Raw genomic sequence first — 17,446 nt, 5'->3', positions numbered from 1 at the left:
TTGACCCACAAGGAGCATCCTCGCATGCGTCTGAATACCCTGTTCGCCGTAGTCGCCCCCATTGTTCTGCTGCTGCCGCTGAGCGCCCACGCCGATTGGCCGAAGGGCGAGCGTGACAAGTACATGGCCCAGTGCACCCAGGCGGCGACTCCACAGATCGGCGCTGCTGCAGCCAAATCCCATTGCGCGTGTGGCGCTGACGCCATCAAGTCTTATCCAGCCGCCGACATTCAGGCATTGATGGACAACAAGGCCACACCTGAACTGCAACAGAAAGCCTTGGGCCAAATCGCCAAATGCAAGGCGAACACCCCGGCGAAAAAATGATCAAAAAGGCCTGCATGATCGGCTAAAGGCTGGCGAAAAGTGCTCGAAATGAGCCTTTTCAGAGGATTTATGCAGGTTTTACAGGTTTTTTTATTGTCTTTACGTTCCGCGCAAACCCTTTTAAACCGGGGCTTCCAGCAAAAACAGGCAGTAAAGAAAACACGACTGATTGGCAAACAGCACGTCCGGGGGGCTACCAAAGCGAACATTTCGACTATGATACTCCGGTGTGCCCAGTTGGCCTGAGCAACACAGTACTACTGAAAATATATGTTTCTTGGAGATACACCATGTCTAATCGCCAAACCGGCACCGTTAAATGGTTCAACGATGAAAAAGGCTTCGGCTTCATCACTCCTCAAGGTGGCGGTGACGACCTGTTCGTACACTTCAAAGCTATCGAATCCGACGGTTTCAAAAGCCTGAAAGAAGGCCAGACCGTCTCCTTCGTGGCTGAGAAAGGCCAAAAGGGTATGCAAGCTGCACAGGTTCGCCCAGAGTAATTTCTCGGCGCACTAAAAAAACCCCGTCCATGTGACGGGGTTTTTTATGCCTGCAACAAAAGCGAGCTGCGATCAGCCGCAGTTGACGCGCGTGATCACCAGGTTGTTGTCGGTGTTCAGGTTCAAGCGATCGGAGCGGTACTCCAGCGTGATCATATCGTTGGGCTTGAGGAACCGGGCATTCTGTGCACCGGCTTTGGCGCGAGCCTGCTCCAACAGCTCTGGGGAAGCTTTCTTGCCAATGGCGAACTCCGCCGCCGTTGCTTCACAGCGACTGTGACCGGCTTCGGTCGCCGCAGATTCCTTTGCCGACTCGCTGGAGGTCGTGCTGCAACCGGCCAACATTGCAGCGGCCATAAGTGCACCCAGTGTCGCGAACTTCAAAGGCATGAAGCCTCCTTGTATTCAATAAAGTTAAGCTGAGATCGTGCGACCGCCATTCCGGCGTTTGGTTTCAAGGCCAAGGCCATCACCCTGCCCCACGATCGGAAAAACGCCGAGTGTGCCTGAGCGGCATGCGGCAATTCATCAATCAATCGTGACTGAATATTAACGGCGCTCAGTAAATGTCGATGTAGTCAAACGGCGGATTGGGCCAGTTATCCTTGAGCGCATTGAAAATCTGCATCACCCAAACCTCATCGCTGGCTGCGACATTTCCGACATACCCCGAGCCCTTGGCCCACGTCTCAAGACGAAACAGCAAACCGTCGATGTCCTGCCCACCAGTAACGCCCTTGGAAATATAGGCAATACCGCCCTTCGTCACGCGCAGTTGGGTGTGTTCGTCATCACTGGCCGAGGCCAGCAACTGACGCACCGCGTCAAGCGTTAGGCCATCAGGGGTATTCAAATCGATCTGCACAACACGGTCCTTGGGTCGCCGGAAAAGACCAAGTGTCGCATAGCACTGTGCTCATGCCTAAGTCGCAGTGCCAAATGCCCGGCAAAATGGTTAACTCGCAACACAGACCTATCGACTTTTCGAGCGCTCCCATGACCACCATCAGCATCGACGCCGCCATCAACGCCAAATGGGCAGACGGACACAGCTCTTACAGCCCTGGGACCACTGAAGAACTCGCGTTGATTGGTATCGATCTATTGGTCAAAGAACTGGGCACGGAAGCGGCCCAGCAATTCATCAAGCAGATTTTTGAGCGCTACCCGACCGAACAGGCCGGACATGCGCACGCAGAGAGGGTGTAAACACCCGCAAGCTGGCACCTGCGGGTTGATGGCTTACTTCAAGCGTTTCAAACGCTCGGTGAGCAAGTCGAAGAAGCCCTGGGCATCGCCATTTTCAACCCAGAATGCATTCTTCGGTGCTTTCAGACCGTCATACCAGTCAACAATGGTTTGCCCAAACGTCGGTCCTTCACGGCTATCTACCACAACGTTTACCGAGCGACCAGTGAACAGTTCCGGCTTGAGCAAATAAGCCACGACAGTGGCGTCATGCACCGGGCCACCCGGAATACCGTAGTGCTCCATGTCGCCTTTGATGTACTCATTGAGGATGTCGCCGACGATTTTGCTCGCATTGTTGTTGAGCGCGGCAATCTGCTTCAGACGTGCATCACTGGTGAGGATCTTGTGCGTCACGTCCAGCGGCAGATAAGTCAGCTTCACACCGCTCTTGAGCACCACTTCAGCCGCTTGCGGGTCGGCAAACAGGTTGAACTCAGCCACCGGGGTGATGTTGCCACCATTGAAGTGCGCACCACCCATGATCACCACTTCCTTGATGCCCTGAACAATCTCAGGCTCCTGGATCAGTGCGAGTGCCAGGTTGGTCTGCGGGCCGAGCATGGCAATGGTAATGCTGTGCGGCTTGGCGTTCTTCAGGGTATCGATCAGGTAGTTGACCGCATTGCCTTCCGCCAAACCCTTTTTAGGCTCGTGAACGGTGACGCCCGACAGGCCTTCCTTGCCATGGATGTTCTCGGCATAGATCGGCGTGCGCATCAGCGGTTTCGGAGCGCCCGCATAGACCGGCACATCCTCGCGCCCTGCCCACTCGCGGGCCAGACGCGCGTTGCGCGAAGTCTTGTCGAGGCGCACGTTGCCGGCCACGGTGGTCAGCGCACGAATGTTCAGTTCATCCGGCGAGGCCAGGGCAAACAACAACGCAACCACGTCATCAGCACCGGGATCGGTGTCGATGATCAGGTCGATTTTTTCCGCCGCGTGAGCGCCGGTGGCAGTTATCACGGACAAAAGCAGCAGGCTCCGGATCAATTGATGCAGTTTGTGAGCATAGCGTTGCATGGCGCATTCCTTGTGCAGTGAAATCAAAAATCAGAACGTAACCCCAGCAACGAGCACGATGTTGCAGTACGGCTGACATTCGCCTGTACGAACAATCGCCCGCGCCTGTCGGCTGAGGACTTTGAATTGCTCATGACTGAGCAGGTCGCGACGGCCCAGTTCACCTTCGTCATGCAACGCATCGATCGCGGTCAACGCTGCCGGCTGCTTGTCGAAGATCTCTTTGGCCAGCGCATGACTCTCCACTTGCATCTCGCTGAGTACGACTTTCAGAGTGCTGACGAAATCAGGGATACCGTGCGTCAGCGCCAGGTCGATCAGCTCGACACCCGGCGGTACCGGCAATCCAGCATCACCGATGACCACCATGTCGCCATGGCCCAAGGATGCAATCAGTCGTGACAGTGCGACGTTGAGCAAAGGAGTCTTTTTCATGCGGGTTTAAAGGCCTGTACGTCGGACATGGTGGGAATGGACGGTTGCGCGCCGGCGCGGGTAACCGACAGTGCCGCAGCGATCTGCCCGTAACGAATGGCCTCGGCTTCGGATTTGCCATTGGCGAGCGCAGCCGCGAAACCACCGACAAAGGTGTCCCCTGCGGCGGTGGTATCGACTGCTTTCACCTTCGGCGCCGGGAAATGCTCGAAGCCTTGGCCATTGGCGAACAACGAGCCTTCAGCACCGAGGGTGATGATGACTTTTCCCGCGCCGAGGGCGATCAGATGACTGGCGGCATTTTCCGCTGTTGGGAGCGAGTCGACCGGCAGCCCGCTCAATGCGGCAGCTTCGCTTTCGTTGGGAATCAGATAATCAATCGCGGCAAACCAGTCCACTGGGAGCGGTCGACTAGCAGGCGCCGGATTGAGAATGACGGTCTTGCCCAGTGCACGCGCACGTTTGAGCGCATGGCCCACCGTGGCATCAGGAATTTCGAGCTGGCAGATCACCACGTCGGCGGCTTGCAGCACCGCATCAAACTGATCGATGACCGCTGGCGTCATCGCCCCGTTGGCACCGGCGACAATCACGATGGCGTTCTGGCTGTTGTCATCGACCACAATCAATGCCACACCGCTGGAATCCTCAACGGTACTGACCGCCTGACAGTCGATCTGCTCGGCCAGCAAAGCGTCGCGCAATTGCACGCCATAGTCATCGTTGCCGACGCAGCCGACCATCGCGACCTGCGCCCCAAGGCGTGCCGCGGCCACCGCCTGATTGGCGCCCTTGCCACCCGAGACGGTGGTGAAGGAGTGACCGATCAGCGTTTCACCGCCCCGGGGCAGCCGTGGCGCCCGGGTGACTAGATCCATGTTCAGGCTGCCTATTACCACTACATTTGCTGGCATACATCAGTACTCGTCAATTCGGTTTCAGCGGTATTCGGTGAACACGCCGGACAGCGGCGCGGTCGATTCGCGCAAGACAATACTCGGGGTCACGATGCGTTGATCGGTGCCCAGATTCGGTGTCGCAATTCTTCGCAGCAATACTTCCGCAGCCATTTCGCCCAACTGCAGGATCGACTGGCCGACGGTGGTCAGTGCCGGGTACACATAACGGCTCATCTGAATATCGTCGAAGCCAATCACTGACAGTTCGCTCGGCACACGCACGTTGCGCTCGGCTGCTGCACGCAACACACCGATACCAATCATGTCGTTACCGGCAAAAATCGCGCTGGGCGGATAGCTTTCCAGCAGAATCGCCGCCGCGTTGTAACCGCCCGTGCTGGTGAAATCACTTTCCAGCATGCGCGCCTGGCGAACTTCGATGCCCGCCTCATTCAGCGCTCGGCAATAACCAGCCTGGCGCATCTGCGCCACGCTGGTACTTGCCGGGCCGCCGATGGTGGCAATGTCGCGGTGACCCAATTCGAGCAGATGCCGGGTGGCGAGGTACGCGCCGTATTCGTGATCAATGCGCACCAGATCGGCGTCGACGCCATCCAGCCCACGGTCGACGATGACCATTGGCGTTTTCACACCCGCCAAACCCTGCGCCAGGCCACTGTCGCCACCAGCGGAGGCAACGATCAGCCCATCGATGCGTTTTTCCAGCAGCACGCGTAAATAACTGCGTTGTTTTTCCGGATTGTCGTCGGAGTTGCACAGGATCACGCAGTAGCCGTTTCGCTCGCAGTAGTCCTCGATCCCCCGCGCCAGCTCGGCGAAGTACGGGTTGAGACTGTTCGGCACCAGCAGGCCGATGGTTGCGGTGGTTTTGGCTTTGAGCGAACGCGCCACCGCACTGGGCACGTAGTCGAGGCTCTTGATGGCCGCCTCAACTTTCAGACGAACTTCCTTGCTCACCGGGCGCGTGTTGTTCACCACGTGGGACACGGTTGTGTAGGAAATTCCTGCGAGTGCCGCTACATCTTTGATCGTTGCCATATCGGTATCTCAGCCCCGGCGACTGGCGCGTTGACTGCGATAAGTGTCGAGCACCACAGCGATAACAATCACCGCACCGGTGATGATCCGTTTGGTCGGTTCAGTAGCGCCGATCTGCGCCAGACCGGCCGCCAGTACAGAAATGATCAACACGCCAAAGAATGTGCTGATCACCGAACCGCGCCCGCCCATCAGGCTGGTTCCGCCGATGACCACCGCCGCAATAACTTGCAACTCAAGACCAGAGCCGGCATTCGGGTCTGCCGCTTCCAGACGCGAAATCTGGAACAGCGCCGCAATCCCGGCCAGCAACCCCATCAGGCTGAACACCAGAATCTTGTAGGGTTTAGGATTGATCCCGGCCAACCGCACCGCCTCTTCGTTAGTGCCGATGCCGATCAGATAACGGCCAAACACCGTGCGGGTCAAAACCGCCTGCGCGATGAATATCACCAGCAAGGCAATGATGAACGATGGCGAGATGCCGAACGCTATCGGGTTCGACAGCCAGGCAAACGAATCGCCGATGTAGGCAGTGCGCGACCCGGTCATCTGATAGGCCAGACCCCGGGCCATTTCCAACACGCCAAGGGAGACGATGAACGATGGAATACGCCAGGCCACGGTGATCGAGCCGGTGACAGTGCCAGCCAATGCCGCCACTGCCATGCCAAGCAACGCCGAAGGCAAGACACCCCAGCCCCAACCGAGAATCGCTACGCTGACAGTGGAAGCAGCCAGCGCCAGCACCGACCCGACAGAAAGGTCGATGCCACCGATGATCAGCACAAAGGTCATGCCAACCGCCAGCACCATCAAGTCAGGAATCTGGTTGGCCAGCGTACTGAAGGTGTTATAGGACAAAAAGTGGCTGCTCAATACCGAGAACAGCGCCACCATCGCCAGCAAGGCACCGGCCAGGCCCAGATAGGTGCCCAGCCCGTAAAAGTTGCCACTACGTTTGCCGGCAGAAGATGCAGTTTTCATGGGAGATCCCTTGGCGCCGCTTCATTGAGCAACGCATCACGTTTTTGGTAGCCGGCGAATGCGGCGGCAAGCAAATCATCCTGGGTCCAGCTGTCACGCTCGAAAGTGTCGATCAGACGACCCGCCGACAGCACACCGATCCGGTCGCAGATCAGCATCAACTCGCGCAGGTCACTGGAGACCACCACCAGCGCTTTGCCCTGACGAGTCAATTCGCCGAGCAGGCCATAGATGTCGAACTTGGCACCGACGTCGATGCCACGGGTAGGCTCGTCGAACAGCAGCACCGAACAATCACGCTCCAGCCAGCGGCCGATCACCACTTTCTGCTGGTTACCGCCTGACAACTCTGAAACAAGCTGTGTCGGGCTAGAACTGCGGATGCGCATGGCGTCGATCTGACGCTGCGCCAAAGAGATTTCGTCGCCGTTGTTGACGACCCCGCCACGGGAAATTTCCGGCATGTTACCCAGTGCGATATTGGCGCTGATCGACTGACTGAGCAGAAGCCCTTCGCCCTTGCGATCTTCGGTGATCAAGGCAATGCCATTGCGTACCGCATCGACCGGCGAGCGCACACTGATCTCCCGTGCCGGCGAACCGAGCGCGATCGTTCCGCTATCGGCGAGATCGGCGCCGAAGATCAGCCGCAGCAACTCCGTGCGCCCTGCCCCGATCAATCCGGATATTCCGAAAATTTCGCCAGCACGCACTTCAAAGGAAACATCGCGCACTTTATCCGAGCGGGTCAGGCCGTTGACCGTCAGCGCCGGCGCGCCGATCTTGCGCGGCCCCATGTCGATGTGTTCGCCCAGTTCACGCCCTACCATCAGCGTGACCAGTTGCTCGCTGTTGTAATTGGCCATCGGCTCGACGCAGACCAGATTGCCGTCGCGCAGCACTGCAATTCGCTGGGCGACGCGCGCCAGCTCTTCGAGGCGGTGAGAAATGTAAATGATCGAGACACCGCGCGCCTGCAGCCGGGTGATTTGCTCGAAAAGCATCTCGACTTCACGCGCCGTCAACATCGCGGTTGGCTCATCGAGAATCAGCACATGGCAATCGCCGATCAGGTTGCGAGCGATTTCGACCATTTGTTGATGGCCGATGCCCAATTCTCCGACCAGCGTGTCCGGATCGATCGCGTCGAGGCCAACCTGCGCCATGGCTTCGATCGCCGCTTTGCGCAATTGCTTGCGGCTGATCCAGCCGCCGTTGCTCGGCAGGTTGTCGAGAAACAGGTTTTCCGCCACCGACAGCGTCGGCAACAGATTGAGTTCTTGCATGACCATGCGCACGCCAAGCTCTTCAGCCTGAGTGCGACTGCCCGGGCGATACTCCTTGCCCTGAAACTGCATCTGGCCAGTGGTCGGCGTGACCAGTCCGCCAATGATTTTCGACAAGGTGCTTTTACCGGCGCCATTCTCGCCGGTCAGCGCCAGTACTTCACCGCGCATCAGCGTCAAATCGATGCCGGTGAGCACCGGTTGCGCATAGGTCTTACCGATACCGCTGACCGAGAGGACAGCGTTCGGGGCGGAAACTGACATAAAAACTCTCCATGCGCTCGCCCGGACGGACGAGCGCCGTTGTGTCGCCAGAAGACTTACTTGGTGACCAGCTCGACCGGTGTTTCGATCACACCGTTGGTACCGCTGTCGACTTTTTCGCCCTTGATGATTTTCAGCGCGGTTTCGATGCCGAACACCGCTTGCTTGGCAGCGAACTGGTCAGCAGTGGCCAGCACACGGCCGTCCTTCAGCATTGGCTTGATCGCGTTGATGTTGTCGTAACCCACGACCTGCACCTGACCGGCCTTGCCTGCAGCACGGACTGCGGAAACGGCGCCGACCGCCATGCTGTCGTTGCCGGCCAGCAGCGCCTTGACGTCGGGGTATTCGCTGAGGATCGAGGCGGCAACCTTGTTGCCCTTGTCGATCTCCCAGTCGCCGGATTGCAGCGAAACGACCTTGATCTGCGCCGCGTCCATCGCGTCCTTGAAGCCTGCGGTACGCTGCTGAGCGTTGGTGGTCGTCGAGACACCTTCAATAATGCCGACCTCGTCACCAGCCTTGAGCTGCTTGGCCAGGTATTCACCGACCAGACGCGCACCTTTGCGGTTGTCCGGGCCTACGAAGGGTACGCTGATGTTTTTGCTTTTGACGATTGCAGGATCGAGCTGATTGTCGATGTTGATCACGGTGATGCCGGCATCGACGGCTTTCTTGATCACCGGCACCATGGCCTTGGAATCAGAAGGTGCAATCACCAGGGCGTTAACCTTCGCCAGAATCATTTGCTCGACAATCCGCGTTTGCCCGGCGGTGTCGGTTTCGTCCTTGATGCCATTGGAGATCAGGTCGAAATCGGCGGAGTGTTCTTTTTGATAAGCCTTGGCGCCGTCTTCCATGGTCAGGAAGAATTCGTTGGCCAAGGATTTCATGACCAGCGCGACTTTGGGTTTTTCCGGGGACTCGGCGAAGGCCGAAGAGACAGGTAGTGCGGCGGCTGTGGCAGCCAGCATAGCGACAGCAAGAAGACGTCCAGCGAATGGCAGCTTCATGGGTTCACTCCGATCTTATGATTATTGTGAGCAACGCTTGCGCCGGCGTAAGCTACATCGCTTTCTTCGGAGAGACAGGCCACCGGGAAAGCCGCGCAAACGTTTGCGTAGACCGAACTATGCGAATCCCGCCGACATTTGTCAACAATCGACCGTCGTCATTTTTTGTAGGGCGAATCCGCTGATTCGCCCCGTGGTCGCTTATGCCGTGGTGCTGACCAGGTTGCCGCTGGTGGAGTCCTTGGTCATTTCCTTGACCAGTGCAGCCGCGACCTGCATCAACTCGCCACTGGTTTGCGCGATCTGCCCCTGAATGGACATGACTGCCTGCGATTTGGCTTCGGGCGTCGGATAGCTGTGAGCCTGTGCCGCGGCCAATCGCTGCTGCTGTTCCTGAAGCTGTTTCTGCAATTCCTGCATCCGCTTCAATAGCGTTTTGACAGTCACGCTCTGGTTATCGCTGCCTTCAGCCTTGGTGTCTTCCGGCGCGGCGCCACCGCCGGTTCGAACCTGATTGCCATGAGCTTTCTCAGTGCCCAACGCTTCGCTGGAAGCGTCCGCTCCCGCTTCATTCAATGCATTGATTGTCGCTGCGGTTTTGCCGCCGATAGTGACTGCGCCTGGGTTAGAAAAACCGATCGTCAGTGACATGTGGACTTCCTTAATTTTAGTTTCCCTGAACAACCATCGGCTTGCGCGAGGCTTTCTTTAGCAGAAAGCCCTGATTCGGCAAGCCGATTCGTTCGACAGGATCTGTAGTCCTTTTCGGCGAACCGAACGTGAACGCCGCCATCGTTCGGAAACCCGGATAAAGCATTTGCCCCGCTACTTAGACCCCCATAAAAACTTGATTTAAATCATCAGGTTAAACATTTCCTTCATGCAAAGTCCGACTGGTACAGATCCTGCTCTTCCCAAGCACCCCAGACATTCAGATCGGTTCGGGGTGCATCTAGATGAACCTGCATCAGCACCGTCTCACTACTAGAGAGAAAAATAATGAAATCTGCTTTCAACACTTTGGTTCCGGGCGCTTTGGCCCTTCTCCTGCTCCTGCCCACCGCCCTTCAGGCAAAAGAAGTCGAAACCCAGACCAAACTCGCCAACGTGGTTGTACTTGCCACGGGCGGCACCATCGCCGGTGCCGGCGCGAGCGCTGCCAACAGCGCCACCTACCAGGCCGCCAAAGTTGGCGTAGAGCAATTGATTGCCGGCATTCCCGAGCTGAGCAAACTGGCTAATGTGCGTGGCGAACAAGTCATGCAGATCGCATCGGAAAGCATCACCAACGACAACCTGCTGCAACTGGGTCGCCGTGTCGCGGAACTGGCTGACAGCAAAGACGTCGACGGCATCGTCATCACCCACGGCACTGACACCCTGGAAGAAACCGCCTACTTCCTCAACCTGGTCGAGAAGACTGACAAGCCAATCATCGTTGTTGGCTCGATGCGCCCGGGCACCGCGATGTCCGCCGATGGCATGCTCAACCTGTACAACGCCGTGGCGGTGGCCAGCAGCAAAGAAGCGCGCGGCAAAGGCGTGCTGGTGACCATGAACGACGAGATCCAGTCCGGTCGTGATGTCAGCAAAATGATCAACATCAAGACTGAGGCGTTCAAGAGTGCCTGGGGCCCACTGGGCATGGTGGTTGAAGGCAAATCCTACTGGTTCCGCTTGCCAGCCAAGCGTCACACCATGGATTCGGAATTCGACATCAAAAACATCAAGAGCCTTCCTGACGTAGAAATCGCCTATTCCTACGGCAATGTGAGCGATACCGCCTACAAAGCGCTCGCCCAATCGGGCGCCAAAGCGATTATTCATGCCGGTACTGGCAACGGTTCGGTGTCCTCTCGCGTGGTGCCAACCCTGCAGGCGCTGCGCAAGGATGGCGTGCAGATCATTCGTTCGTCCCACGTCAATGCTGGCGGCTTCGTGCTGCGTAACGCCGAACAGCCTGACGACAAGTATGACTGGGTTGTCGCGCACGATCTGAACCCGCAAAAGGCCCGCATCCTGGCGATGGTCGCGCTGACCAAAACCAATGACAGCAAAGAGCTGCAACGGATGTTCTGGGAATACTGATCGCCCCCTCGCCCGATCAATTTTCGATCGGGCAATGAGTGCACCATCCGCCTGCTTGGCGGGTGGTGCACCACTTACAACCCTTCTGCTTTTTTCCTACAAAAAATTCGACACGACCTACACCAAAATCGGAAAACCGCTGTCAGAGGATTTTCTTGAATTTTAAGCAGTTGCGAAAAAGCTTACAGTTAAATACTGTATGCACGTACAGCTTAATAAGGATAACCTCGTGGCTACCTCTCCTGATGCTCCTGACGCTTACGAACGCATGGGCATGCGCGTTCAAAAAATCATCAATTCCCCCACCGCACAGAAAGCCAAAGCCGCACTGATCTTCCGTTTGCCGGATGAGCCGATGGATGAATGGGAGCGCCTGCTCGAGGAAATCGACGAGAACGACAACGTCACCCTCGCTTACCGCGACGATGGTGGCGTGCAGATTTTTTGGGTTGTGCCGAAGGAAGATTGAGTCAATGAGTGTCCGCTGTGTTGCTTTGCTGTTGCTGTTTATTGCCATGGGTGCCCAGGCTGGCGCACCCCGCACATTCACCGAAGCGAAGAAGGTCGCCTGGAAACTGTACGCACCGCAGTCCACCGAGTTTTATTGCGGGTGCAAATACACCGGCAACAAGGTTGATTTGAAGGCTTGCGGTTACGTGCCGCGCAAAAACGCCAAACGCGCTTCGCGCATCGAATGGGAGCACATTGTGCCGGCCTGGCAGTTTGGCCATCAGCGTCAATGCTGGCAGGAAGGCGGACGCAAGAACTGCACACGCTACGATCCGTCCTACCAGAAAGCTGAAGCCGACCTGCACAACCTGGTGCCGAGCATCGGCGAGGTCAACGGAGACCGCAGCAACTTCAGCTACGGCTGGCTGCCAGTGCAATCCGGGCAGTATGGCTCGTGCCTGACCCAGGTCGACTTCAAGGCGAAGAAGGTCATGCCCCGCCCTTCGATTCGCGGCATGATTGCCCGCACCTATTTTTACATGAGCAAGCAATACGGTTTGCGCCTGTCGAAACAGGATCGGCAACTGTATGAGGCGTGGGACAAGACCTATCCCGTGCAGGACTGGGAGCGCCAGCGCAATCAGAGCGTGGCGTGCGTGATGGGCCGCGGCAATGAATTTGTCGGCCCGGTGAATATGAAAGCCTGCGGTTAATTGGCCACGTAAAACGAAAGGGCCTCGAACGTTATGTTCGAGGCCCTTTTCATGTCTAGCTGCCAGATTTGTTGTAACGCCAGTAGCCCATCAGATTGAGCGCCTCGCGTGGAATGCCGCGCTCCTTGATCAGGTATTTGCGCAGACTCATGACGGCAGCGCTCTCACCCGCGATCCAGCCGTAAAAGCCTTCCCTCGTGGTCTCTGCGACTTCCCAAAGAATATCTTTATCGATATCCACTTCCGCCAGCTCTATCGCCCGCCCCTCGCAAGCGGCATGCACTGGCAAGGACGCTTGGCGCACGGCATCAATCAAAAAGGCACCGGCAACCGTTGCAGCCGACTCATCGCGAATCAGCCATTGCACCGACAGGCCGGGCCAGTCTGGTACGGCAAGCATGTCTTGCGCACTGTCGACCTCGAAGAATGCCTGCGTTTGCAGAGGCTCTACGAGGCCCGCCAACTCGTCCAGAATACCCATCGCTGCTGGCAACGCGGTTGAGTCAGCAACCAACAGCAACTGCTTGAGCGTTTTGGGCGGCTTCCATTCGAAACCACCGGCCTGCTGCGCGGAGAAATGATGGTCAGGGGCAAGAATCTGCATCGATTCCCCCAGTTGCGCTCGCAATGCCCAACGGGACGCCGGGCCGGTTTCACCGTGCAGAACAAAATCGATATCCACTTCGCCCTGTTCGGCGCGTAAATGCCGAATGGTGTAGGTGCGCATCGCAGGACGTCGATCCACAAGCATCGACTTGAATCGTGCGTACCAACCGTCCTCTTGGGCGAGCCTGTGCTGCGAACCATCGGCGGCGGGGAAAAACAGCTTGACCCGCTGATCCGGGGCCCAGGTGGCCATTTCGTGAACCGGTGGCCCCACCAGCGTGAGGCGCATCATGTGCGGGCTCAACTGCGTTTTGCGGTGCAAGGTGACATCGAACAATTTGTAAGGATTGGCGGAAACCATAGGGAGCTCCTTTTGGAATTCAGCAGCGACTCCTTCAGGAACGAATCGCGTTTGATTACCTTTAGGCAGCTCCGCCAAATGGAACGCTTACGGCGTGATCGGATGCTCGATGATGACCGATTCAACGTTCTGCTTTTTAGCTTTCACCAATGCTGCATCCACCTGCACCTTGCGCGCTTCGGCCTCAGCCTGGGTGTTGAAGGGGCCAATCAGAATGCGCGTCTTGCCGCTGCTGTCTCTGATGACTGTCGGAACGAAAGCATGTTCGATCAACCAGCCGCTCAGATCACTGACGGCCTGAGGTGTTTCGCCACGGACTTCAAGATCCCACTGCGCAGCAGGTGCCACAGCAGGAGCTGTCGCGACCGTCGTTTTCGGCTTCTGCTCGTCTACACTCTTGCCTTCACCACATCCTGCCAATGCCAGTGCCGCGACCAACCAGACCAATTTGCGCACAACGCTTTCCTCGGAATTCTCAAAGCGGCGATCTTAACATTCATAAATACTTCGCGAGCCCCGCAAAATGGGCACAAAACAACGAGATTGATGATTGCAGCCTCTGTATAGTTACGCCCTGGGAATTAATGCCGCATCTGCGCGTCAGAAAGAGGCACCCAAACCGTGAGACTTCGCACTAATCTATACGTACCACCGACCTCTGCACTGTCTGAATCAGGTGCCCTACAAAGCAATCAAGGAGAAGACCATGCTGATACTCACCCGCAAAGTCGGTGAAAGCATAAACATTGGTGATGACATCACTATCACCATTCTGGGCGTAAGCGGCCAACAGGTTCGCATCGGCATCAACGCGCCGAAAAACGTTGCAGTGCACCGTGAAGAAATCTACCAGCGTATTCAGGCTGGCCTGACCGCTCCGGACAAGCCACAGACTCCCTGAGTCGCACTGCAGTCAGTAGCCAGTTCGTTTGCTTGCGCGCAATGACTGGCTAAAGATTCACGCGCCGTTTTGCCAACCGCTCCCCACTCCGCTGGGTACGGCGCCTGACACATCCGCCCCCTCCCGCTTCTGCTTTCGCCCTCCCTTTCCGCCCGATACTACCTGCCATTCCCAGAGCTGACTGTCGGACGTTTCCGATAGAACACAGAGAATTCGCTCTCCTAACCAAATGTCACGCCACGCGCCATACCTGTGGCGGCGACGACCATCAGTACCAGTAGCAACGCCTCAACGTGACTGATCCGGGCAAACAACTTTGACCGTCCGGTATCGAGCGCTGCACCCCGCGCTTTTGCAATCCGCCACTTTATCAACGTGATCATCGGCACAAGCTCTATCAGCAGAATCAGCACGAACAGCGTCATTTTCAAATGAAAGAGTGGCTGATGAAGATAATAGTCCGTGCCTTTCTCATAGCCGCCGAAGGCGCGCATCCCACCGGTGACCAACAAGATCAGCGCAGAGACGCCCCAGATATTGTCGGCCAGCAAAATCCGCCCAACCTCGCCCGTACCGGCGGCCAGACGGCTGAACGCTGTTCCCCGTGTCAGCACTGCCCAGAAGGCCAGGGCGAAAGCAAGCAAGTGAATAGCTGCAAGAAACCAATGACCCAGCATCGACACACCCCCATCAGAAAGAGTTGAAAATCGGCCAGTCAGTAGTAGTTGAAAAAGTGTGGATTTGCCCGTGACGTCTCAAGGCAACGCTTTGAATGCCAAATCGCAGGCAAAAAAAATCCCAAGCAGCTGATGGAAGCTTGGGATTTAAAAATGCATAAACCGTGGTGGTGAACGCGGGGCGGATATTACTGAAATTCACACCCCGTCACAAGTTTTTTTGGATAACCGTTCAGTTAAAAAACCTCATAACCCATTCAATATCCACATATTTTTAAGGTCGCCACGTTAAGACCGTCACTAACAGGCCATCTGGCGATTGGTTTAGCTGGATCGAATCACGATCGTTGAAGCGAGCATGTCACCCAGACGCTTTCGTGAACCGAAGAAAATGAAAATCCAGTCAAGGACATTCAAGAACGGCGTAGTGATATTGCGCATGAAAGATTGGTACAGATTGCAATTGAGGTAGCTGCGCTCATCGATCACCGACATGCCCAAGAGTTTTTTTCCCAGGCTTTGACCATTAGGCAGCGCATCGGAAAACAGGTAATACCCCACACCGGCGATCAACGCCAGGATAGCGGCCACGTCCGATGGCAAGCCAACCAACTCAGCGGCTCGACCTACCGCGTAGTACAAGAACAGAGTGCAGAATGAATCAATAATTTGTCCGCCCCATCGCCGCCCCAGTCCGGCCAGGTTCTTCGGCCGCTGATACTGACTTGGCGTGCTGTTGATTTCCATGCGCTATTATCCTGTTGAATGGCAGATAATGGCATATCGGCATCACCGCGGAATTATTTAACCAAGTGATGCAGTGAAAATCATCCGCCCCAGATCTCGACTTGAAATGGTGCGGTCAGACTTTCCTGGAGGGTTAACGCGTCGCGCCTCAGCCTTCCGCTGCGCATCAGCCATAAGCTTTCCGAGGAAAAGGTTTTGCAAATCGCAGACAACAAAAAAGGGCTCACCTTTCGGTGAGCCCTTCTAGACCGCCCAGCAGAGCGGATTTTGTTTGGTAGGCGCGATTGGACTCGAACCAACGACCCCCACCATGTCAAGGTCTGCTAGGAGCGAGCTCCGAGCCCTGCTGCTCTTGGATTTCTCAGAACGCCCATTCACATCATGAGGCGTCAAAAATGGCTAATTTCCGCTTACTCCCGTCCGGCAACTGGAATGCTCAGGTACGGGTTAAGGGCAAATCCCCCCAATCTAAAACCTTCAGCACGAAGGCCGAGGCAGAATTATGGGCGAGACAGGTCGAGGCCGTAACGATAGATCGCAAGCATCACACTATATATACGCTGGGCATGACCTACTGCGAAACCATGCTCAAGGGGAAAGGCAGCTACGACCATGCACTGAAGATTGTGGAGCATCTGAGTAGACACTTCACACAGCCCATCCACGAAATCACCCCTCAAATGATCAACGATTTCAAGATTATGCGATTGAAGAAGGTAAAGCCGTCCACGTGCAGGACGCAGCTTGCTTTCATGTCCCGCTTCTACAGGTTCGCCAAACGCGGCCTATTAATCGACATCCACAACCCGGTCAGTGACATCGCACTGCCAAAGCCTGATCGCTCTTCTGACAAAGTGATTCGAGCGAGCGAGCTTGAGCGGCTACTGGCGAAGTTGTCACCTGTCATGAAGCTAATCGTCGAACTGGCATATGAAACCGCCATGCGTAGATCAGAAATTCTGAAGCTGACAAAAGACTGCCTGCACTTGAAAGAACGCATTGCCGATGTGATTGATGGGAAGAACGGAACACGATCAGTCCCTCTGACTCACCGTGCTGTGGAAATTCTCCAACTTGCCCAACTCTGTGCCACTGTGGGGCGCCACCCGAACGGCCAAGTGTTTACGGTTACACCGCACGCAGTGACTCAGGCTGTGCGACTGGCACGAGTGAAAGCAGGATTGGACAGTAGTGTCCGGTTGCATCAGCTTCGCCATACCCGAATAACGAATGTCGCCAAGAAAGGATTCAACAACGCCCAGATCATGATCGTGTCAGGCCATCGCGATACCCGCTCCGTCGCACGTTACTCGCACCTAAGTGTTCGGGACGTCCTTCACCTTATCGACTGACCCCGATCAACGAGCTAACGCAATCGCGTTGGCTCTCCCTCTATTCATAACCCCCTAAAGGATGCGGCCTCAACCGTGGCACTACACTCAGCTGAGGGAATGATCTGCTAGCGAACGCAGGTTTCTCATGCTTCGTCCCCCTAAATTGATCAAGAGCTGATCCGGTATCTGCAGTCGATGAGTGACACTGGTTCTGTCCGCCTAACCCCAGGACTGGAGACTGTTCGCGAAAAGCTAGGTCACGCGCCATCGAAGAGCCTGGTCGGTACAAAACGAAGCTGAGCATCACTGCCCCAGAAAGGCGATTTACAGCTTTCGCCACAGACTCATCGATGACCTGAGATGCTGGGATGCAGGACTCGCTAACCAAACGGATGCCGGACACGAAGACGGTTTGGTGACGTTCAGCATTTATGGCAGCCGTAGCCCACTGAAGGCGATGATCGAAGCAATCCGGAAAATCAACATTCCACGCACCTAAAGTCCCCATGAACCGTAGAGGAGGAC

Annotated in this window: 22 protein-coding genes; 8 read left to right on the top strand and 14 right to left on the bottom strand. The window is 56.3% G+C overall.

Annotated features, from left to right (window positions below; genetic code table 11):
- Positions 1 to 24 precede the first annotated feature (24 nt).
- Both AC3Y64_RS10255 and AC3Y64_RS10250 read left to right on the top strand, forming a co-directional pair.
- Entirely contained in the window at positions 25 to 327 is a 303-nt protein-coding gene (locus AC3Y64_RS10255; protein ID WP_489987329.1) for a hypothetical protein, read from the top strand.
- Positions 328 to 617: 290 nt separating this feature from the next.
- Positions 618 to 830 (top strand): cold-shock protein, encoded by a 213-nt coding sequence (locus AC3Y64_RS10250; protein WP_003179963.1) that lies wholly within the window; start codon positions 618 to 620, stop codon positions 828 to 830.
- A 72-nt stretch (positions 831 to 902) separates the two neighbouring features.
- Here AC3Y64_RS10250 and AC3Y64_RS10245 read toward each other — a convergent pair whose 3' ends face one another.
- Both AC3Y64_RS10245 and AC3Y64_RS10240 read right to left on the bottom strand, forming a co-directional pair.
- Positions 903 to 1,220 (bottom strand): I78 family peptidase inhibitor, encoded by a 318-nt coding sequence (locus tag AC3Y64_RS10245; protein ID WP_038364645.1) that lies wholly within the window; start codon positions 1,218 to 1,220, stop codon positions 903 to 905.
- A 169-nt stretch (positions 1,221 to 1,389) separates the two neighbouring features.
- The gene (locus tag AC3Y64_RS10240; protein ID WP_489987328.1) at positions 1,390 to 1,695 is read right to left on the bottom strand and encodes a hypothetical protein; all 306 of its coding nucleotides are present in this window, start codon (positions 1,693 to 1,695) and stop codon (positions 1,390 to 1,392) included.
- A gap of 131 nt (positions 1,696 to 1,826) precedes the next feature.
- On the opposite strand from AC3Y64_RS10240, the gene AC3Y64_RS10235 reads away from it, so the two are divergent.
- Complete coding sequence (locus AC3Y64_RS10235; RefSeq protein ID WP_489987327.1) at positions 1,827 to 2,039, top strand: hypothetical protein; 213 nt, start codon at positions 1,827 to 1,829, stop codon at positions 2,037 to 2,039.
- 33 nt (positions 2,040 to 2,072) lie between these two features.
- Here AC3Y64_RS10235 and AC3Y64_RS10230 read toward each other — a convergent pair whose 3' ends face one another.
- The 8 genes from AC3Y64_RS10230 to AC3Y64_RS10195 all read right to left on the bottom strand — a co-directional run bounded on the left by AC3Y64_RS10230 (position 2,073) and on the right by AC3Y64_RS10195 (position 9,695).
- Positions 2,073 to 3,101 carry a nucleoside hydrolase gene (locus tag AC3Y64_RS10230; protein ID WP_489987326.1) on the bottom strand — a complete coding sequence of 343 codons (1,029 nt, stop codon included), beginning with the start codon at positions 3,099 to 3,101 and terminating at the stop codon, positions 2,073 to 2,075.
- 30 nt (positions 3,102 to 3,131) lie between these two features.
- Positions 3,132 to 3,536 carry a D-ribose pyranase gene (rbsD, locus tag AC3Y64_RS10225; RefSeq protein WP_489987325.1) on the bottom strand — a complete coding sequence of 135 codons (405 nt, stop codon included), beginning with the start codon at positions 3,534 to 3,536 and terminating at the stop codon, positions 3,132 to 3,134.
- The gene (gene rbsK, locus AC3Y64_RS10220) at positions 3,533 to 4,450 is read right to left on the bottom strand and encodes a ribokinase (protein ID WP_489987324.1); all 918 of its coding nucleotides are present in this window, start codon (positions 4,448 to 4,450) and stop codon (positions 3,533 to 3,535) included. The genes rbsD and rbsK overlap by 4 nt, the downstream gene beginning before the upstream one ends.
- Positions 4,451 to 4,474: 24 nt before the next feature.
- Positions 4,475 to 5,494: a LacI family DNA-binding transcriptional regulator gene (locus AC3Y64_RS10215; protein WP_489987323.1), complete on the bottom strand. Its 1,020-nt coding sequence runs from the start codon at positions 5,492 to 5,494 to the stop codon at positions 4,475 to 4,477.
- A gap of 9 nt (positions 5,495 to 5,503) precedes the next feature.
- Positions 5,504 to 6,481: an ABC transporter permease gene (locus AC3Y64_RS10210; protein ID WP_126361978.1), complete on the bottom strand. Its 978-nt coding sequence runs from the start codon at positions 6,479 to 6,481 to the stop codon at positions 5,504 to 5,506.
- Complete coding sequence (locus AC3Y64_RS10205) at positions 6,478 to 8,031, bottom strand: sugar ABC transporter ATP-binding protein (RefSeq protein ID WP_489987322.1); 1,554 nt, start codon at positions 8,029 to 8,031, stop codon at positions 6,478 to 6,480. Before AC3Y64_RS10205 ends, AC3Y64_RS10210 begins: the two co-directional genes overlap by 4 nt.
- Positions 8,032 to 8,087: 56 nt before the next feature.
- The gene (locus tag AC3Y64_RS10200) at positions 8,088 to 9,044 is read right to left on the bottom strand and encodes a sugar ABC transporter substrate-binding protein (protein ID WP_489987321.1); all 957 of its coding nucleotides are present in this window, start codon (positions 9,042 to 9,044) and stop codon (positions 8,088 to 8,090) included.
- Between the two features lie 201 nt (positions 9,045 to 9,245).
- Entirely contained in the window at positions 9,246 to 9,695 is a 450-nt protein-coding gene (locus tag AC3Y64_RS10195) for a hypothetical protein (RefSeq protein ID WP_489987320.1), read from the bottom strand.
- Between the two features lie 348 nt (positions 9,696 to 10,043).
- Between AC3Y64_RS10195 and AC3Y64_RS10190 the strand changes: the two genes are divergently transcribed.
- From AC3Y64_RS10190 to AC3Y64_RS10180, 3 genes are all read left to right on the top strand, one after another.
- Positions 10,044 to 11,132 carry an asparaginase gene (locus tag AC3Y64_RS10190; protein ID WP_489987319.1) on the top strand — a complete coding sequence of 363 codons (1,089 nt, stop codon included), beginning with the start codon at positions 10,044 to 10,046 and terminating at the stop codon, positions 11,130 to 11,132.
- Between the two features lie 199 nt (positions 11,133 to 11,331).
- Positions 11,332 to 11,601: a DUF1654 domain-containing protein gene (locus tag AC3Y64_RS10185; RefSeq protein WP_166219800.1), complete on the top strand. Its 270-nt coding sequence runs from the start codon at positions 11,332 to 11,334 to the stop codon at positions 11,599 to 11,601.
- Between the two features lie 4 nt (positions 11,602 to 11,605).
- Positions 11,606 to 12,295, top strand: coding sequence for an endonuclease (locus AC3Y64_RS10180; RefSeq protein ID WP_489987318.1), 690 nt, complete (start codon positions 11,606 to 11,608; stop codon positions 12,293 to 12,295).
- 55 nt (positions 12,296 to 12,350) lie between these two features.
- Here AC3Y64_RS10180 and AC3Y64_RS10175 read toward each other — a convergent pair whose 3' ends face one another.
- Positions 12,351 to 13,262 (bottom strand): siderophore-interacting protein, encoded by a 912-nt coding sequence (locus AC3Y64_RS10175; RefSeq protein ID WP_489987944.1) that lies wholly within the window; start codon positions 13,260 to 13,262, stop codon positions 12,351 to 12,353.
- A gap of 87 nt (positions 13,263 to 13,349) precedes the next feature.
- A complete protein-coding gene (locus AC3Y64_RS10170) occupies positions 13,350 to 13,718 on the bottom strand; it encodes an SPOR domain-containing protein (protein WP_489987317.1) in 369 nt (122 codons plus the stop codon).
- 250 nt (positions 13,719 to 13,968) lie between these two features.
- Between AC3Y64_RS10170 and csrA the strand changes: the two genes are divergently transcribed.
- Positions 13,969 to 14,163: a carbon storage regulator CsrA gene (gene csrA / locus AC3Y64_RS10165; protein WP_003179932.1), complete on the top strand. Its 195-nt coding sequence runs from the start codon at positions 13,969 to 13,971 to the stop codon at positions 14,161 to 14,163.
- 221 nt (positions 14,164 to 14,384) lie between these two features.
- Here csrA and AC3Y64_RS10160 read toward each other — a convergent pair whose 3' ends face one another.
- Both AC3Y64_RS10160 and AC3Y64_RS10155 read right to left on the bottom strand, forming a co-directional pair.
- Positions 14,385 to 14,840, bottom strand: a complete 456-nt coding sequence (locus AC3Y64_RS10160; protein ID WP_489987316.1) for a DUF2214 family protein — start codon at positions 14,838 to 14,840, stop codon at positions 14,385 to 14,387.
- A gap of 324 nt (positions 14,841 to 15,164) precedes the next feature.
- Entirely contained in the window at positions 15,165 to 15,587 is a 423-nt protein-coding gene (locus tag AC3Y64_RS10155; protein ID WP_489987315.1) for an RDD family protein, read from the bottom strand.
- A gap of 395 nt (positions 15,588 to 15,982) precedes the next feature.
- Between AC3Y64_RS10155 and AC3Y64_RS10150 the strand changes: the two genes are divergently transcribed.
- Positions 15,983 to 16,939: a tyrosine-type recombinase/integrase gene (locus AC3Y64_RS10150; protein WP_463387541.1), complete on the top strand. Its 957-nt coding sequence runs from the start codon at positions 15,983 to 15,985 to the stop codon at positions 16,937 to 16,939.
- Positions 16,940 to 17,446 lie beyond the last annotated feature (507 nt).

This window comes from Pseudomonas sp. 4CAES_32.4, from assembly GCF_058136335.1.
This window is presented reverse-complemented; position numbering and strand designations above follow the sequence as displayed.

Coding starts and splice junctions, on each gene's coding strand:
- rbsD (WP_489987325.1), bottom strand. CDS start 3,536: ATGAAAAAGACTCCTTTGCTCAACGTCGCACTGTCACGACTGATTGCA.
- AC3Y64_RS10150 (WP_463387541.1), top strand. CDS start 15,983: ATGGCTAATTTCCGCTTACTCCCGTCCGGCAACTGGAATGCTCAGGTA.
- rbsK (WP_489987324.1), bottom strand. CDS start 4,450: ATGCCAGCAAATGTAGTGGTAATAGGCAGCCTGAACATGGATCTAGTC.
- AC3Y64_RS10210 (WP_126361978.1), bottom strand. CDS start 6,481: ATGAAAACTGCATCTTCTGCCGGCAAACGTAGTGGCAACTTTTACGGG.
- AC3Y64_RS10230 (WP_489987326.1), bottom strand. CDS start 3,101: ATGCAACGCTATGCTCACAAACTGCATCAATTGATCCGGAGCCTGCTG.
- AC3Y64_RS10200 (WP_489987321.1), bottom strand. CDS start 9,044: ATGAAGCTGCCATTCGCTGGACGTCTTCTTGCTGTCGCTATGCTGGCT.
- AC3Y64_RS10250 (WP_003179963.1), top strand. CDS start 618: ATGTCTAATCGCCAAACCGGCACCGTTAAATGGTTCAACGATGAAAAA.
- csrA (WP_003179932.1), top strand. CDS start 13,969: ATGCTGATACTCACCCGCAAAGTCGGTGAAAGCATAAACATTGGTGAT.
- AC3Y64_RS10160 (WP_489987316.1), bottom strand. CDS start 14,840: ATGCTGGGTCATTGGTTTCTTGCAGCTATTCACTTGCTTGCTTTCGCC.
- AC3Y64_RS10180 (WP_489987318.1), top strand. CDS start 11,606: ATGAGTGTCCGCTGTGTTGCTTTGCTGTTGCTGTTTATTGCCATGGGT.
- AC3Y64_RS10215 (WP_489987323.1), bottom strand. CDS start 5,494: ATGGCAACGATCAAAGATGTAGCGGCACTCGCAGGAATTTCCTACACA.
- AC3Y64_RS10155 (WP_489987315.1), bottom strand. CDS start 15,587: ATGGAAATCAACAGCACGCCAAGTCAGTATCAGCGGCCGAAGAACCTG.
- AC3Y64_RS10205 (WP_489987322.1), bottom strand. CDS start 8,031: ATGTCAGTTTCCGCCCCGAACGCTGTCCTCTCGGTCAGCGGTATCGGT.
- AC3Y64_RS10255 (WP_489987329.1), top strand. CDS start 25: ATGCGTCTGAATACCCTGTTCGCCGTAGTCGCCCCCATTGTTCTGCTG.
- AC3Y64_RS10190 (WP_489987319.1), top strand. CDS start 10,044: ATGAAATCTGCTTTCAACACTTTGGTTCCGGGCGCTTTGGCCCTTCTC.
- AC3Y64_RS10185 (WP_166219800.1), top strand. CDS start 11,332: ATGCACGTACAGCTTAATAAGGATAACCTCGTGGCTACCTCTCCTGAT.
- AC3Y64_RS10235 (WP_489987327.1), top strand. CDS start 1,827: ATGACCACCATCAGCATCGACGCCGCCATCAACGCCAAATGGGCAGAC.
- AC3Y64_RS10175 (WP_489987944.1), bottom strand. CDS start 13,262: ATGGTTTCCGCCAATCCTTACAAATTGTTCGATGTCACCTTGCACCGC.
- AC3Y64_RS10195 (WP_489987320.1), bottom strand. CDS start 9,695: ATGTCACTGACGATCGGTTTTTCTAACCCAGGCGCAGTCACTATCGGC.
- AC3Y64_RS10245 (WP_038364645.1), bottom strand. CDS start 1,220: ATGCCTTTGAAGTTCGCGACACTGGGTGCACTTATGGCCGCTGCAATG.